12 protein-coding genes are annotated in these 13,604 nt (G+C 59.3%); 5 read left to right on the forward strand and 7 right to left on the reverse strand.

What is annotated here, in order from left to right; genetic code table 11:
- Positions 1 to 130: 130 nt before the first annotated feature.
- Complete coding sequence (locus NW809_RS05500; protein WP_041438346.1) at positions 131 to 643, forward strand: MATE family efflux transporter; 513 nt, start codon at positions 131 to 133, stop codon at positions 641 to 643.
- Entirely contained in the window at positions 640 to 1,551 is a 912-nt protein-coding gene (locus NW809_RS05505; RefSeq protein WP_414401692.1) for an MATE family efflux transporter, read from the forward strand. The genes NW809_RS05500 and NW809_RS05505 overlap by 4 nt, the downstream gene beginning before the upstream one ends.
- Here the strand turns inward: NW809_RS05505 and ispD are convergent.
- The 4 genes from ispD to NW809_RS05525 form a co-directional block, all read right to left on the reverse strand.
- Entirely contained in the window at positions 1,548 to 2,255 is a 708-nt protein-coding gene (gene ispD, locus NW809_RS05510; RefSeq protein ID WP_414401693.1) for a 2-C-methyl-D-erythritol 4-phosphate cytidylyltransferase, read from the reverse strand. The genes NW809_RS05505 and ispD overlap by 4 nt on opposite strands.
- Positions 2,256 to 2,353: 98 nt before the next feature.
- Positions 2,354 to 3,760 carry an ammonium transporter gene (locus tag NW809_RS05515; protein ID WP_414401694.1) on the reverse strand — a complete coding sequence of 469 codons (1,407 nt, stop codon included), beginning with the start codon at positions 3,758 to 3,760 and terminating at the stop codon, positions 2,354 to 2,356.
- A gap of 119 nt (positions 3,761 to 3,879) precedes the next feature.
- A complete protein-coding gene (locus NW809_RS05520) occupies positions 3,880 to 4,218 on the reverse strand; it encodes a P-II family nitrogen regulator (protein WP_414401695.1) in 339 nt (112 codons plus the stop codon).
- Between the two features lie 196 nt (positions 4,219 to 4,414).
- Positions 4,415 to 5,782, reverse strand: a complete 1,368-nt coding sequence (locus tag NW809_RS05525; protein WP_414401696.1) for an IctB family putative bicarbonate transporter — start codon at positions 5,780 to 5,782, stop codon at positions 4,415 to 4,417.
- Between the two features lie 624 nt (positions 5,783 to 6,406).
- Between NW809_RS05525 and holA the strand changes: the two genes are divergently transcribed.
- Complete coding sequence (holA, locus tag NW809_RS05530; RefSeq protein WP_414401697.1) at positions 6,407 to 7,384, forward strand: DNA polymerase III subunit delta; 978 nt, start codon at positions 6,407 to 6,409, stop codon at positions 7,382 to 7,384.
- Between the two features lie 86 nt (positions 7,385 to 7,470).
- On the opposite strand, the gene NW809_RS05535 is transcribed toward holA, so the two are convergent.
- The 3 genes from NW809_RS05535 to NW809_RS05545 form a co-directional block, all read right to left on the reverse strand.
- Positions 7,471 to 8,082 (reverse strand): heme-copper oxidase subunit III, encoded by a 612-nt coding sequence (locus NW809_RS05535; RefSeq protein WP_011430356.1) that lies wholly within the window; start codon positions 8,080 to 8,082, stop codon positions 7,471 to 7,473.
- Positions 8,083 to 8,198: 116 nt separating this feature from the next.
- Positions 8,199 to 9,908: a cytochrome c oxidase subunit I gene (gene ctaD, locus NW809_RS05540; RefSeq protein ID WP_414388584.1), complete on the reverse strand. Its 1,710-nt coding sequence runs from the start codon at positions 9,906 to 9,908 to the stop codon at positions 8,199 to 8,201.
- Complete coding sequence (locus NW809_RS05545) at positions 9,905 to 10,933, reverse strand: cytochrome c oxidase subunit II (protein ID WP_011430358.1); 1,029 nt, start codon at positions 10,931 to 10,933, stop codon at positions 9,905 to 9,907. Before NW809_RS05545 ends, ctaD begins: the two co-directional genes overlap by 4 nt.
- A 546-nt stretch (positions 10,934 to 11,479) precedes the next feature.
- On the opposite strand from NW809_RS05545, the gene NW809_RS05550 reads away from it, so the two are divergent.
- Both NW809_RS05550 and NW809_RS05555 read left to right on the forward strand, forming a co-directional pair.
- Complete coding sequence (locus NW809_RS05550) at positions 11,480 to 12,415, forward strand: COX15/CtaA family protein (protein ID WP_011430359.1); 936 nt, start codon at positions 11,480 to 11,482, stop codon at positions 12,413 to 12,415.
- Positions 12,416 to 12,467: 52 nt separating this feature from the next.
- Positions 12,468 to 13,463, forward strand: coding sequence for a heme o synthase (locus tag NW809_RS05555; protein WP_099813179.1), 996 nt, complete (start codon positions 12,468 to 12,470; stop codon positions 13,461 to 13,463).
- Positions 13,464 to 13,604: the final 141 nt, after the last annotated feature.

A 13,604-nucleotide genomic window follows, 5' to 3' on the forward strand; every position in this document is an offset into this window, starting at 1 on the left:
CCCCCGAGGATGGAATCCCCTGCAGGCTCTGTCCCTTGACCTGGCCTGTATTATGTGTAGTACAATAGAATACAGGCTGCCTGGGCAGAGGGTTGCGCGCTTTTGCGTGCCACGGGCGAGCAGGGAGGACATGGGAGTTGTAGCGCAGCGGCTGGATGCCCGCGGGATCCCAGGGGTGGATCATGGGGTTGTGCTGAGGTTGGCGATGCCCTTGGCGCTCAGCGCTGGCATTCAGGCGCTGATGGGCATAACCGACACCTGGTTTATCGGCCAGATCTCCAGCCAAGCCTTGGCCGGGATGAACGCCGCTTGGTTGCCCACCCAAGTGGCCTTGACCCCTTTCATGAGTCTGGGGCGAGCAGTGCAAACCTTGGTGGCGCAAACCTACGCCGGCGGAGATCCGAAGGGGGCCTCTCGCTATGCCTGGTCGGGAGTTGAGCTGGGGTTGGGCCTATTGCCCCTTTGTGGCCTCTTGTCGCTGTTGGGGAGCTTGCTGTATTCAGGGCTGCCCCTGCCGGCGGGGGTGGCGGAGCAAGCGGCAGATTATTGGCAAGTTCGCGTTTGGGGGGGATCCGCTCTCTTGGGCAGCTTTGCCTTGGCGGGTTTTTTTAACGGCATTGGTTGCACCTGGATCACCCTGTGAGTGGCTGGAGCGTGCTGTTCAACGGCATCCTCAATGCCCTGTTCATTTTCGGCCTGGGCTGGGGGATTGCCGGAGCCGCCTGGGGCACGATCCTGTCGGAATACGGGGAGCTGGCCCTTTACCTGCTGCTGTTTCTCTCGACCTGGATCCAGCGCGACTACGCTACGCGGCAAACCTGGCTTTTGGCTCACAAGTCCCTGCGGCCCTTGCTGCGGCTGGGCCTGCCGATGGGGATCTACGCTTTGGCGGACATGAGCTCTTTCACGGTGTTTCAGTTGCTGCTGGGCCAGTTGGGGGCTGTGGAGGGGGCAACGGCCCACCTGTGTCTGATGTTGTCTCGCTTTGCCTATTTGCCGGCCCTCGGCTTGGAACAGGCGGCAACCGTCCTGGTGGGCCAGGCCGTTGGCGCCGGGCAGCCGGCTTGGGCGATGCGCTTGGGGAATGCGGTGATAGCCTGGACGGTCGGCTACATGGCCGTGATCGGCGGCGGGCTGGCGCTTTTTAGAGAAGCCTTGCTCGGCCTGTTCGTGGCCGGGACAGATGCCAACGCCGCGGCGATTGTGGAGTTGGGGGGGAGGCTTTTGCAGATCATCGCGGTTTCGTTTCTCTTCGATGGCATCAACTTCTCTGCCGCGGGATCCCTGCGCGGCGCGGGAGACGTGCGGGCCCCCATGGCGATCATGCTCGGGATGAGCTGGCTCTTTTTCTTGCCTTTGGCGCAGATGCTGATCTTTTCCCACAGTTGGATCCCCTTCCTGCCGGGGTTGGGATGGGGGGCTGTGGGGGGCTGGTTGGCCATGCTGATCTATGTCGCCGGCTTGGCCGGCCTGTTGCTCAGCCGCTGGCGCAGTCGGGTGTGGCAAAAGGCGGCTCTGCGTCAGGGCCATCGCCATAGTGAGTTGAGCTAGCGCGCCAGCTCAAGGCGCTGCTGGAGAATTTGCTCGGCCAGCACCAGATCCCAGGGGGTGGTTAACTTCAGGTTAGACTCCTCCCCTTCCACGATGTAAACCGGCCAACCCAGCTTCTCGAATAGGGCTGCGTCATCGGTTACCTGCCACCCCTGGGCCAGCGCCTCCCGATGGGCTTGCCACAGCAACGACAGGCGAAAGCCCTGGGGCGTTTGCGCTGCCCACAGTCGACTGCGCTCTGGCGTCGCTTGGATTTGGATCCCCTTGGGGCCGCTCTCGGTCACTTTAATCGTGTCTTTGACAGGGATCGCCGCAACCAAGCCATCCACCTGCTGTAGGGCAGCGCTGCAGCGATCAAAGAGCGCCGGCGTAGCCAGGCAGCGGGCCCCATCGTGGATCAGCACCCGTTCTACCGTTCCCAGGCTATAGAGATACTCAACTCCCCTGTAAACCGACTCCTGCCGCGTGGCTCCTCCCAGCAGAAGCTGTACTGGCTTGGCCGGAGCAACTGCCGCTACGATGGCCTCGATGGCTGGCCAGTCGTGGGGCTGGCAGAGAATGCCAATCCACTCAATGGAGCAGGCCCGAGCTGCAGCTTCCAGCGTCCAAGCCAAAATTGGCCGGCCCAAAAGCGGCAACAGCAGCTTGTTGACCGTCGCCCCCATCCGCTTGCCACTGCCGGCCGCCGGGATCAAGAGGTGCATGAAGCTGCAAGAACATCCAGCCGCTTTCCAGTTTAAAGTAAGGGGGGGCCCGCTTGGCCCCCTTCAGGATTGCCGGCACAGCAACCCTCGGCCCCGCCTCAAGGCTGCTCCAAATTGGCTGCAGCGCTTACAAAATCCGGGTAGGCCACGTTACCGTGCTCGCCCACATCCAAGCCGGCCAGCTCCTCTTCGGCACTGGTGCGCAGGCCAACGGTTGCCTTGAGGATCAAAAACAGGATCAAGCAGGTGATAAAGGGCCAGAAGAAATAGGCTAGAGCCCCCACGACCTGCACCCCAAATTGCTCCCAGGTCACTCCTGACTCGGCATGGGCAAACCAAGGGATCCCTGCCGCCAACAGCCCCCAGAGGCCACAGGTACCGTGTACCGAAATGGCGCCCACCGGGTCGTCAACTTTCAGCACCGTATCCAAGATCACCGCCGAGATCACCACCAGAATCCCGGCAACCGACCCAATGATCAAAGCTCCCAGCGGGTGGACGGTGTTGCAAGGAGCGGTGATCCCTACCAAGCCGGCCAGCACCCCGTTGGCCGCAAAGGTCATATCCGGCTTGCCAAAATGCGCCCAGCAGGTGATCATCGCCCCAATGGCTCCCGCCGAAGCTGCCAGCAGCGTGTTCATGGCGATCCAGCCAACATCGGGGCTGGCGGCTGTGGTCGAGCCGGCGTTGAACCCAATCCAACCCAAGGTAAGGATAAACACCCCCAACATCCCCAGAGGCAAGTTATGGCCAGGAATCGCCCGCGGCTCCCCATTGGGGCCGTACTTGCCAATGCGAGGGCCAACCACCATTGCCCCGGCCAATGCGGCAGCGCCTCCCACCAGGTGCACCACCCCTGACCCGGCAAAGTCGATAAAGCCCAGGTTTTCCAACCAGCCCTTGGTGCCGCCGTTGTAGTCGCCGAACAGGCCATTCCAGGCCCAGCTCCCCGAGATGGGGTAGATCAGCCCAGAGATGACGACAGAGTAGATGAGGTAGGCCACGAACTTGGTGCGCTCCGCCATGGCGCCGGAAACGATGGTGGCAGCGGTGGCGGCAAAGACCATCTGAAAGACGAAGAACGTAAAAGGCCAGTCCCCTGCTTCGTGGGCTTGCTGCCAGCTAAAAGCAAACCAGCTCCTGCCGGAGAAGCCGCCATTCTGGCCAAACATCAGGCCAAACCCAATGAACCAGAAGGCGCAGCAGCCCATGCAGAAGTCCATTAGGTTTTTCATCATGATGTTGGCAGCATTTTTGGAGCGGGTAAAGCCCGTCTCCACCATGGCAAAGCCAGCTTGCATGAAGAACACTAAGGCTGCCGCCACCAGTGTCCAGATGGTGTTGGCGTTTTCCTGGACAGCTTCGGCATCCTGAGCGAAGGCGCTCTCCTGACCAAGTAGAAAAACCAGGGAAATCGTCAGCGCAGCAGCTAAGCCCCACTGAGCTGGTCGCCAGAGCCGCTGCACTACTTGGCCTTTGAGCCTTTGGATCATCATTGTAGACATGTTCTTCGACTCACCTAGCAAGACGGTACTTTTGGCAACGCCATTACAACAAAAAGATACGCCCCGCCACCTCCCAAGCCAAGATGAGGCTGAGGTGAGAGACTGCAAAAACAGCTCCTTCACAGGGCGTCTTGGTTCATTTCACCGGTGCGGATGCGGATGGTTTTCTCGACGGGGCTGATGAAAATCTTGCCGTCCCCAATTTCGCCCGTGCGAGCTGCTGCAATTAGCTTCTCCACCACCGTATCCACCAGGTCATCCTCGACCACGATCTCCACCTTTAGCTTCTGCAGGAACTCGACGGTGTACTCGGATCCCCGATAGCGCTCAGTCTGTCCTTTCTGCCGACCAAACCCCCGCACCTCGGTTACGGTCATGCCGACAATTCCGGCATTAACCAGGGCTACCTTCACCTCATCAAGCTTGAAGGGCCGGATTACAGCCTCGATCTTTTTCATTGGCCTCCCATATCCCCAACAATTCCGCTAATTTCTAACACTGCTAGCACCTGCAAATTGTAAATCCAAATACATTTTTTATCTCTTGCAGGATGTTTAACACTTTGGATTTGCTCTCGTCAAGGCAAAAGCTCGGAATAGGGGCAGGCTAGGGGGAGGAAGTCTCCGGCAGCGCCTCAGGAGTTTGGTCGCTTGGCTAGGGGCTGCCAGCAGCCGAGCTGGCGGTGATAAGAGCCACCGCCAGCCACCACAGCATTTGCACCTGGGGACGGTACCAGATGGTATCCACCAGGCCGTGGGCCATCATGCCAGTGCAAGCCGCTAAGCCGGCTGCTACCCACAGGCCCTGGGGATCCCGGGAGCTGAGCAAAGTGTTCCAGCCTCTCCAGCCGTGATCCCAGAGCACCAGCAAAAACCAGGCAAAAGCCAGGGATCCGACGAAGCCGGTCTCCAGTGTGAGTTGCAGCGGCACCGAGTAGGCCCCGAGGGCGCTGAAGTTGCCTCGCTGGTAGAGGGGATAGACGCGGTTAAAGGCGACATTGCCGGGGCCGATCCCCAAGATGGGAAAGTCGCGGATCATCTCCAGCACGGCGGCCCAGACGTTGAGGCGAAAATTGTTGCTGGTATCTAGCCGTCCCCAAAAGAGACTCTGAGCCCGCAGCCGCAGGGGACGTACTGTTAGGATGGCAAGCAACAGCGCGGCTGCTCCCCCTCCCAACAGAGCCGGCAGCGTCCAACGCCGCCAACGGGCCGGCAAGTGGGGGGTGTGCCATTGCGCCAGCAGCACCGCCATCATTCCCAGCGCTGCTAGGCCGCCAATCCAGGCGCCGCGGCTGTAGGTCAGCACCAGGCAGATGAAGTTGACGGCGGTTGTAAACCCCACCAGGAGCTTGATCCCCCAGCCCGGCCAGAGGAAGATGGCAGCCAGCCCCAGGGGGAGGAGCGGAACCAGGTAGCCCCCATACAAATTGGGGTTGCGCAGATAGCTGTACACCCGCGTCAGGCCTGCCAAGCCCGATTCCGGATCCACCCAGGTGGCCAGCTCGGCAGCCCCGTAAAAGTATTGCCGCAGGCCATAGACCCCCATCGCCAAGCTGACCAAAAGCAGGGATCCGACGATCCAATCCCGAAACTGCAGTTGGCGAAGCAGACGCTGCAGCAGCAGATAGCCGGCCAGGTAGAGCGTCAACTTCAGCCAGCCCTCCCGCGCTGCATAGGGAACCGGCGAAAGGATCGTGGCCAGGGTGGCAATTCCCCAAAACAGGCCTAGGGGCAGATGGACGGGCAGCCAAGTTGGGGTTTCCACCAGCCAGCCCAAGACCACAAGCGACGCCATGGCCAGCAAAATCAGACCTAGGATGCCGGTGGAGCTTTGCGCCGAAAAGACCCAATACAGCAGCACCAGGCCCAAACCGATCCAGTCAGAGGTTTGCACCAGTAGGCTGCTTTTGCCCCAACTCCGCAGGGATCCCGACACTCGGCTTAAAAGGCTGCCCTGCCACCAGGACTCGATAGGAAAATCCCGCAGCAGCAGGCCGCGCCACAGTCGCGTTGCTCGTTCCATGGCTCCTTCCAGCGCCCTGGGCACTTGTGCTTCAGGCCTATCTTCCGAGTTTATCTCCCCAGCGAACAGGGGCAAGGGCGGGAAGGCAAGCGGGATCCCCCTTCTAGAACTCGCAGACTCATTGCTAGAGTTAGCTGCCTCGCCGACCTCGAAGCGCCCTTTAGGCAAACGAGGCTAGCGGGTGGGGCTGGGATTTCCCAACCTCTTCAGAGTTGAAAGGGGAAACCCCTGCTCCCAACTGGCCTGCATTGAAGACTTGGGGATTACAATAATGAATTTGCACACGAATAGGCCGGCCTAAACCCAGAGCAGATCCCAGGCAGCGGGCTAAAACCTGCACCTTGAACTCCAGTTCGCCAATGGTGTCCATACGCTTGCAGCCCTCCCTCCAACCCCGTCTCTAAGCCCAGCTTAGGAGAAGATTGATGATAGTTCTTCAGTGGGAATACAGAATTTGCCAAGCTAGATCATGCAAAGCTGGCGTTTTTTTAGAGAGAAAAGAAGCTGAAACTTGGCCAGGCTTTCTCCGGAAGATCCCGGATAAAGACCCGGAACCTGCCGCTGATTAACGTAAGCAAACTACGGAAAAAAGCTGGAGACCAAGCTGAGGGGACTTGGGGGAGTATGCCTGTCTACCTTTACTGGGGAGATGACACCTATCGGCTGATGCAGGCGGTGCACCAGTTGCGGGAGCAAGTGCTGGATCCCGACTGGGCCGCTTTTAACTACGATCGCCTGCCGCCGGAGTCCACACTGGCCGGACTTAACCTGGCCATGACCCCGCCCCTGGGATCCAACGCTCGCCTGGTTTGGCTGGAAGAGACGACGCTCACCCAGGATTGTCCGGAAGAGTGGGTAAGGGAACTGGAGCGGACGTTAGCCTATTTGCCTCCCACCACCCATTTGCTCTTGACCACTAGCAGCAAGCCGGACGGTCGGCTCAAATCTACCCAGCTCCTAAAAAAAGTGGCCATTGTCCGCGAGTTTTCCCAACTGGCCCCCTGGGATGAAGAGGGCATTCTCAAGCAGGTACACAGCGAGGCCCAGCAGCGGGATCTCAAGCTCAGCCCAGAGGCAGCCCAGAAGTTGGCGGAAGCCGTGGGCAACGACTCCCGCCGCTTGGCGATGGAACTGGAAAAGCTGGCTTTGTTTACGGTCAACCAACGGGATCCCATCTCCCCTGAGCAAATCGAGGCTTTGGTGCCCGCCAGCGCCTACAACAGCTTTCAACTGGCCGCCTCCCTGCGCCAGGGCAACTTGGATCAGGCCCTGCGCATCCTGGCCCATCTTTTGGATCACAACGAGCCGGCCCTGAAGATCCTGGCGGTGTTGGTGGGGCAATTTCGCACCTGGCTGTGGGTAAAGCTATTGCTGGAGGAGGGAGAACGGGATCCCAAAGTCATCGCCCAAAAAGCAGAGATTGCCAATCCCAACCGGGTTTATTTTCTCCAAAAAGAGGTGGGATCCCTAAAAAGCTCGGCGCTGCTGCAGGTGATGCAGCAACTTTTACAACTGGAGTATCAGCTCAAGCAAGGTCAACCGGAGCGAGAAGTGTTTCAAGAGGCTCTGATCCAGATTGTGGCCATTCTCCAGAAATCCTGAGCCTTTTCGTTCAGGGACAGTTCTAGCAACGGGCAGCCTACCCACCGGGATCAGATCCTTCACCAGGGAGGATCCCTCTTCGGAACTCAGAGTAGGTAGAGCAGGATAAACAGCACAATCCAAACCCCATCCACAAAGTGCCAGTAGATCTCAGCAGCCTCGACGCCAAAGTAGTGTTGGGCGCTGTAGTGACCCGGCTTCAGGGATCGCCAAAGCACCGCCAAAATAAACAGCAGCCCCGCCGCCACATGTAGCCCGTGAAACCCGGTCAAGACATAGAAGGTGCTGGCAAACAAGTTGGTGGTAAGGCCAAACTCCAGGTGGCTGTACTCGTAGAGCTGCCCGGCCAAGAAAATCGCACCCATCAGGGCAGTGAGGGCAAACCACAGCCGTAGCCCCTTGACGTTATTGGCCTGGATGGCGGGCTTGGCCTGGTGGATAACCAAGCTGCTGGCGAGCAAAATCGCCGTGTTGATCCCAGGCAAGAGCAATTCCCGCTCCGGCGTCCCTTCCGGCGGCCAGACGGGGGCCGTGAGGCTGTAAGCCAAGTAGGCCATGAACAGGCCCAAGAATAAGCAGCCTTCCGCCACCAAGAACATCAGCAGACCAAAAATGCGATGATCTGGGTGCTCAGCGTGAGCGGTGTGGGCCTGAGTGTGGCCGGCTATCAAGGCATCAGCAGCAAGGGATCCTTGCATATTCTTCTCCACTCAAAAAATAAACCAATCGAACCTTAGAATTCCTGAGACCGTGTGGCCAGCCCAGCCGGGATCAAGACTGGAATGCCCGGTGAGTAGAAGATGGAGACCCCCTGCTAAGAAGAAGTCGTAGGCTCTGCTTCCGCCAACGCCAGCTCCCGCAAGCTCTGCAACTGGGCGGCAAAGTAATCCAAAGTCTCCTTGCTGTGCAGGCCGTAGTCGTAGGGGCCGGTCAGCAGAATGGGATCCCCGTAGAAGTTGTGGGCAGGCGGCGGGGAAGAAGTCGCCCACTCCAGGGTTAGAGCCTGCCAGGGGTTGTCGCCGGCCTTGGGCCCGGCCACCCAGGAGTAGATGGCGTTCACCAAGAAGGGCAGCGTGGAAATGGCTAGAACAAAAGCCCCTACGGAGCTAATCCAGTTGAGGTCGGCAAATTGCGGGTCGTACTGGGCCACGCGGCGGGGCATGCCCATCAGGCCCAGCTTGTGCATCGGCAAAAAGCACATGTTGAAGCCGACAAAGGTCAACACAAAATGCACCCGCCCCCAGAACTCGTTCAGCAGCCGCCCGGTCATCTTGGGGAACCAGTGGTAGAGGCCGGCATAGATGCCAAAGACGCTGCCGCCAAACAACACGTAGTGTAGGTGGGCCACCACAAAGTAGGTGTCGTGGACGTGGATATCCAACGGCACCGAAGCAAGGATGATCCCGCTCAAGCCGCCGATGACGAACATGGAGATAAAGCCCATGCCAAACAACATGGCCGAGCGGAAGTGGATCTTGCCGCCCCAGAGAGTCGCCAGCCAGCTAAACACCTTGATCCCGGTGGGAACGGCAATGGCCATGGTGGCGATCATGAAAAACACCCGCATCCAGTCGGGAGTGCCGCTGGTAAACATGTGGTGAACCCAGACAATCAAGCCCAAAAAACAGATGGCCAAGCTGGAGTAGGCAATGGCTTTGTAGGCAAAGATGGGCTTGCGGGCGTGCACCGGCAAGATCTCCGAGATCATGCCGAACACCGGCAAAACCATGATGTACACCGCCGGGTGGGAGTAAAACCAGAACATGTGCTGGTACACCACCGGATCCCCGCCGCCGCTGGGGTTGAAGAAAGCCGTGCCCGCCAACAGGTCAAAGCTGAGCAGGATCAGCGCCCCCGCCAGAACCGGCGTTGCAATGAGCGTGATGATGGAAGCGGCCAGCATCGCCCAGCAGAACAAGGGCATATCCTCCATCTTCATGCCGGGCAGGCGCATCTTGAGGATGGTGGTGATGAAGTTCACGGCCCCCAGGATCGAAGAGGTTCCGGCCAGCAAAATGCTCAAGATCCAGAGCTCTTCTCCCACCTTGCCACTGATGAGGCTCAGCGGCGGATACGAGGTCCAGCCAGCTGAGGGGGCCTCGATAAACAAGCTGGCCAGCAGCAAAAGGCCACTGGGTGGAACCAGCCAAAAGGCGACGGCGTTCAGCTTGGGAAAGGCCATGTCCCGCGCCCCGATCATCAGCGGCACCAGGTAGTTGCCAAAGCCCCCCATCAAAGCCGGCACGATCCACAAAAAGATCATGATCGTGGCGTGCAGGGTAAAGGCCCCGTTGTAGCGCTCAAAGCCGAGAAAGTCCGCCTCTGGGGTAGCCAGCTCCGCCCGTACCGCTGTGGCCAGCGCTCCCCCCACCAAGTAGAAGAAAAAGGTGGTCACCAAATACTGGATCCCAATGACCTTGTGATCGGTGGAGAAGGTAAAAAAGCGCCACCAAGGCTCGGCGGGAGGATCCAGGCTGGCTTTGGGGGCAGCGGCAAGGGTGGGATTGTCCTGTAGCTGGGTCATGGCAAGAAGCTCCTACTGGCGTCACCAGAATGTGCGTCAAGGGGGAGTTGGAGAGAGGCCAGCTCAGCCGGCGAGAGGCCCAAACGTTGCCGGTGAACTTGGACAAAGGCAGACTCCGACGGAGAAAATTCCAGACGATGCCCGTGCTGGAGAGGCAGTGACGGCGAGTCCGCCGCCAGGGCAAGGGCGCCACCCTCTCCACCGGCGGCCAAAACTTGCTCCTGCTGCCAGCGCTCGAACTCTTCCGGCGTCTCCACAATTAGTTGCCCGGCCATCACCCCATGGTAAGGGCCACACAACTCGGCGCAGACGATGGGGTAAGTTCCCAACTGCGTGGGCACAAACTCCAAGTGGGTTTCTCGGCCCGGAATGAGATCTTGCTTGAGGCGAAATTGCGGCACCCAGAAGGCGTGGTTGACATCCAGAGCCGTCATATTAAGGCGCACCCGCTTGTTAAGAGGAAGGTGCAGCTCGCCAGCCACCAAACCCGACTCCGGATAAGTGAATACCCAAGCATATTGCATGCCCTGAACTTGGACAACCAGCTCCGGCTGGCCCATCTCCTTTCCGGGCAGCAGCGCGGGAGTGTAGGCATAGTCCGGATCCCCTGCTGCTGAGTCTTGGGAGGGCTCCATCGCCATGGCCGTGTGGATGTGACCGCCCACATCGGCGCCCCCATACACCGCCTGATAGACATCGAGGCTGGCCAGGCCCAGCCAGAGGATGATCACTGCTGGCACCGCTGTCCAGACGATCTCCAGCAGCACGTTGCCGTGGTTGGGATCCCCATCCCCACGGTCGCCCCGCCGCTTGCGGTAACGGATGGCACAGTAGAGAAGCACCCCCTCCACCACCAAAAAGATCCCCGTGGCGATGGTGATCGTGCTGTTGAAGAGGCTATCGAACAGAGGAGCCGAGTTGGCCGCTGCTTCGGGAAGCAGATGGTGATTCTGGCCATACCAGAGGCTGGCCAGGGTCAGCAGAACCCCAATACCCACCAAAATGATGTTACTGAGCGCACTCACGACTGCTCTTCCCCACTGCAAATGCAAGGCACGCCCGCCCTAGACAAAATCTGTTCTGCGAACAGAGCCGAAGCGGGCCACACCCATCCTTCATATCCATTTAGGTCACGGGAGCTGGAGAGGATTGCCCAGGCTTAGGGATCTCTTCAGAATCTTCATCGCTGGGAATTGGTAGAGGGGAGCGGCTTGATTGGCAGGATCGACAGAGCTTCTGGAAGATGAACGATGCATGCAGAGGAGGCGTGGCTCAGCACAAAGAAATTCTTAAAAAGCCTTCGCCAGCCGCAAGTCTGCATTTAGGATCCGTTACAGGGGAGTCAGTCTCCTTGTCTGCCTATAGCTAGATGCTGAGCCAGTTAGACCTCAAAGACCTATTGAATTAAGTTCGCTAACTGAAATGGATAGCTTAAGTATCGATCTCGATTATTTTTTATGCAGATTATTCCGAGCTTGGATTGACTTGCAATAACTTTTTCAACGGCGATGGACTCTTCGATTTCCCAATCTCACGCTCATCCCTTGCCGTCTAGGGAGCTTTCCCTGCGCATGGGGCAAGCCTTGCTGGGTTTAGCAGCGGCCACTTGGCTGTTGATGGGACTGGGCAGTGCCACTCGAGTCATGAATGCTGGCTTATCCTGTCCAGATTGGCCCCTCTGCTATGGAGAGCTTGTCCCCACTGAGCAGATGAACCTGCAGGTGTTTCTGGAGTGGTTTCACCGCCTGGTGGCTGCTGGGGTGGGCTTGGCCACCCTGCTGCTAACGGGGTTTGCCTGGCTGAAGCGCAAGGCCTTGCCCGCTTGGCTGCCCTGGGGCCTGAGCTGGGCTTTTGTCTTGGTCGTGGCCCAAGGGATCCTGGGCGGGCTGACGGTAACGGAGCTGTTGCGCTTTGACATTGTGACGGCTCACCTGGGCACGGGCCTGCTGTTTTTTGCCACGCTGCTCACCTTGGGATTGCTGGCCCTGCCAAGCGTCGCTCCTTCGGAGGAGGGGAGAGCTTCTGTTGGCTACTTGCCCTGGCTCGGCTTGGGGGCAGTGCTGCTGGTGTACGTCCAGAGCCTTCTCGGAGCTTTGGTGGCTTCCCAATGGGCGTTGCACCAGTGCTTAGCTGCTGGCGAGCTGTGTGGGGTGATGAACGGTCACTTGCTGGGGGTGGCTCCGGCCACACTGGCGGTGTTGGTGGTGGCGGTGGCCACAAGTTGGCGACGCCGGCAGCTCCCGCGGATTCTCAAGCTGCTGGGCCATGGTTCGGTGGGCCTTTTGCTGGCGCAAGTAGGGGTTGGCGTTCTTACCTATCGCTACCGGCTGCAGGTGGAGCCCTTGACGGTAGCCCACCAGATGATTGGGGCAGCTTTGCTGGGGTGCTTGCTGGGCTTTACGGTGCTGGCCTGGCGTACGAGCAACAGCCTTGAAAGCCAGGAGGAAGGAAGCTCTCCCCGGAGCCCTCGGAGGGTAGCCGCGGCCGCAGAAATCAACGGCAAGTAGTTCCATGGCAGATATCCTTCAAACCTACCGTCCAGATCCTTGTCAGAACACGGTGACAGGGATCCCTTTTGGCCATCACCAAAGTCTTGCGCAGGTTTTGCGCAGCTATAGCCAGTTGGTGAAGCCGAAGATCATCGCCCTCTTGCTGATGACCACGGCTGGAGCCATGTGGATGGCGGGCAATACGGATCCTTTCAAGTTTGGCGTCACCCTCTTGGGGGGGGGGATGGCGGCGGCAGCAGCCAATGTCATCAACATGGTGTACGACGCCGATATTGATCGGATGATGGAGCGAACCCGCCATCGTCCTTTGCCTTCTGGCCGCATTCGGGCACGCCATGCCCTGAGGTTTGCCGGGATCCTGGCTGTGATGTCCTTTGGCTTGCTGGCCTGTTTTACCAATTTGCTGGCTGCCAGCTTGGCCATGGCGGGGATCCTGGTGTATGTAGGGGTCTATACCCACTGGCTGAAGCGTTCCAGCCCCCAGAACATCGTCATCGGCGGAGCAGCGGGGGCGATCCCCCCTTTAGTGGGCTGGGCAGCGGCTACGGGCGAGCTGAGCTGGGCTGCTTGGGTGATGTTTGCCCTCATCTTTTTGTGGACCCCGCCCCACTTCTGGGCCCTAGCGATTTTAAAGCGAGAAGACTATGCCCGCGCCGGGGTGCCGATGCTGCCGGTGGTGGCCGGAGAAAGGCCGACTGCCGCCCAGATTCTTCTCTACGCCCTGTTGCTGGTGCCGGTCAGTCTACTGCTGGTTTACCCTTTGCACGTGCTGGGATCCTTTTACTTGAGCGCGGCGACCCTGCTGGGATCCCTTCTAATTTGGAAGGCGGTGCAGTTGCTCCAGGAGCCGCACAGCCGGGAGCGGGCAGCCTCCCTCTTCACCTTTGCCAACCTCTACTTGCTGCTGTTGTGCGGTGCCATGGGGTTGGACAGGTGGTCGCTGACCCACACCCTTTGGGATCAAGCCCTTGCCTCTCTCCAGGGTGTCTATGCCAGCCTGGGGGCGCTGGCCAACCACCTTGGGGCAATGGGATCCCTGGGTTGACGACTTAACCAATTGACATCCTCCCCGGCCTGAAGGCGGGGGATTCTTACACGGTCGTCGCAAAGGCGTTGTCAAAGCGCCTCTAGACAGTTCCTGAAGGCAAAGCCCCAAGGTTCTGCTGACTTTCTTAAGCAGGTTGGC

Origin of the sequence: Synechococcus sp. WC101, from assembly GCF_047461555.1 — a bacterium.
Lineage (GTDB): Bacteria > Cyanobacteriota > Cyanobacteriia > Thermostichales > Thermostichaceae > Thermostichus.

Excerpts from the sequence above, each read along its gene's own strand:
- NW809_RS05520 (WP_414401695.1), bottom strand. The coding sequence starts at position 4,218 with ATGAAAAAGATCGAGGCTGTAATCCGGCCCTTCAAGCTTGATGAGGTG.
- holA (WP_414401697.1), top strand. The coding sequence starts at position 6,407 with ATGCCTGTCTACCTTTACTGGGGAGATGACACCTATCGGCTGATGCAG.
- NW809_RS05535 (WP_011430356.1), bottom strand. The coding sequence starts at position 8,082 with ATGCAAGGATCCCTTGCTGCTGATGCCTTGATAGCCGGCCACACTCAG.
- NW809_RS05500 (WP_041438346.1), top strand. The coding sequence starts at position 131 with ATGGGAGTTGTAGCGCAGCGGCTGGATGCCCGCGGGATCCCAGGGGTG.
- NW809_RS05515 (WP_414401694.1), bottom strand. The coding sequence starts at position 3,760 with ATGTCTACAATGATGATCCAAAGGCTCAAAGGCCAAGTAGTGCAGCGG.
- NW809_RS05525 (WP_414401696.1), bottom strand. The coding sequence starts at position 5,782 with ATGGAACGAGCAACGCGACTGTGGCGCGGCCTGCTGCTGCGGGATTTT.
- ctaD (WP_414388584.1), bottom strand. The coding sequence starts at position 9,908 with ATGACCCAGCTACAGGACAATCCCACCCTTGCCGCTGCCCCCAAAGCC.
- NW809_RS05550 (WP_011430359.1), top strand. The coding sequence starts at position 11,480 with ATGGGGCAAGCCTTGCTGGGTTTAGCAGCGGCCACTTGGCTGTTGATG.
- ispD (WP_414401693.1), bottom strand. The coding sequence starts at position 2,255 with ATGCACCTCTTGATCCCGGCGGCCGGCAGTGGCAAGCGGATGGGGGCG.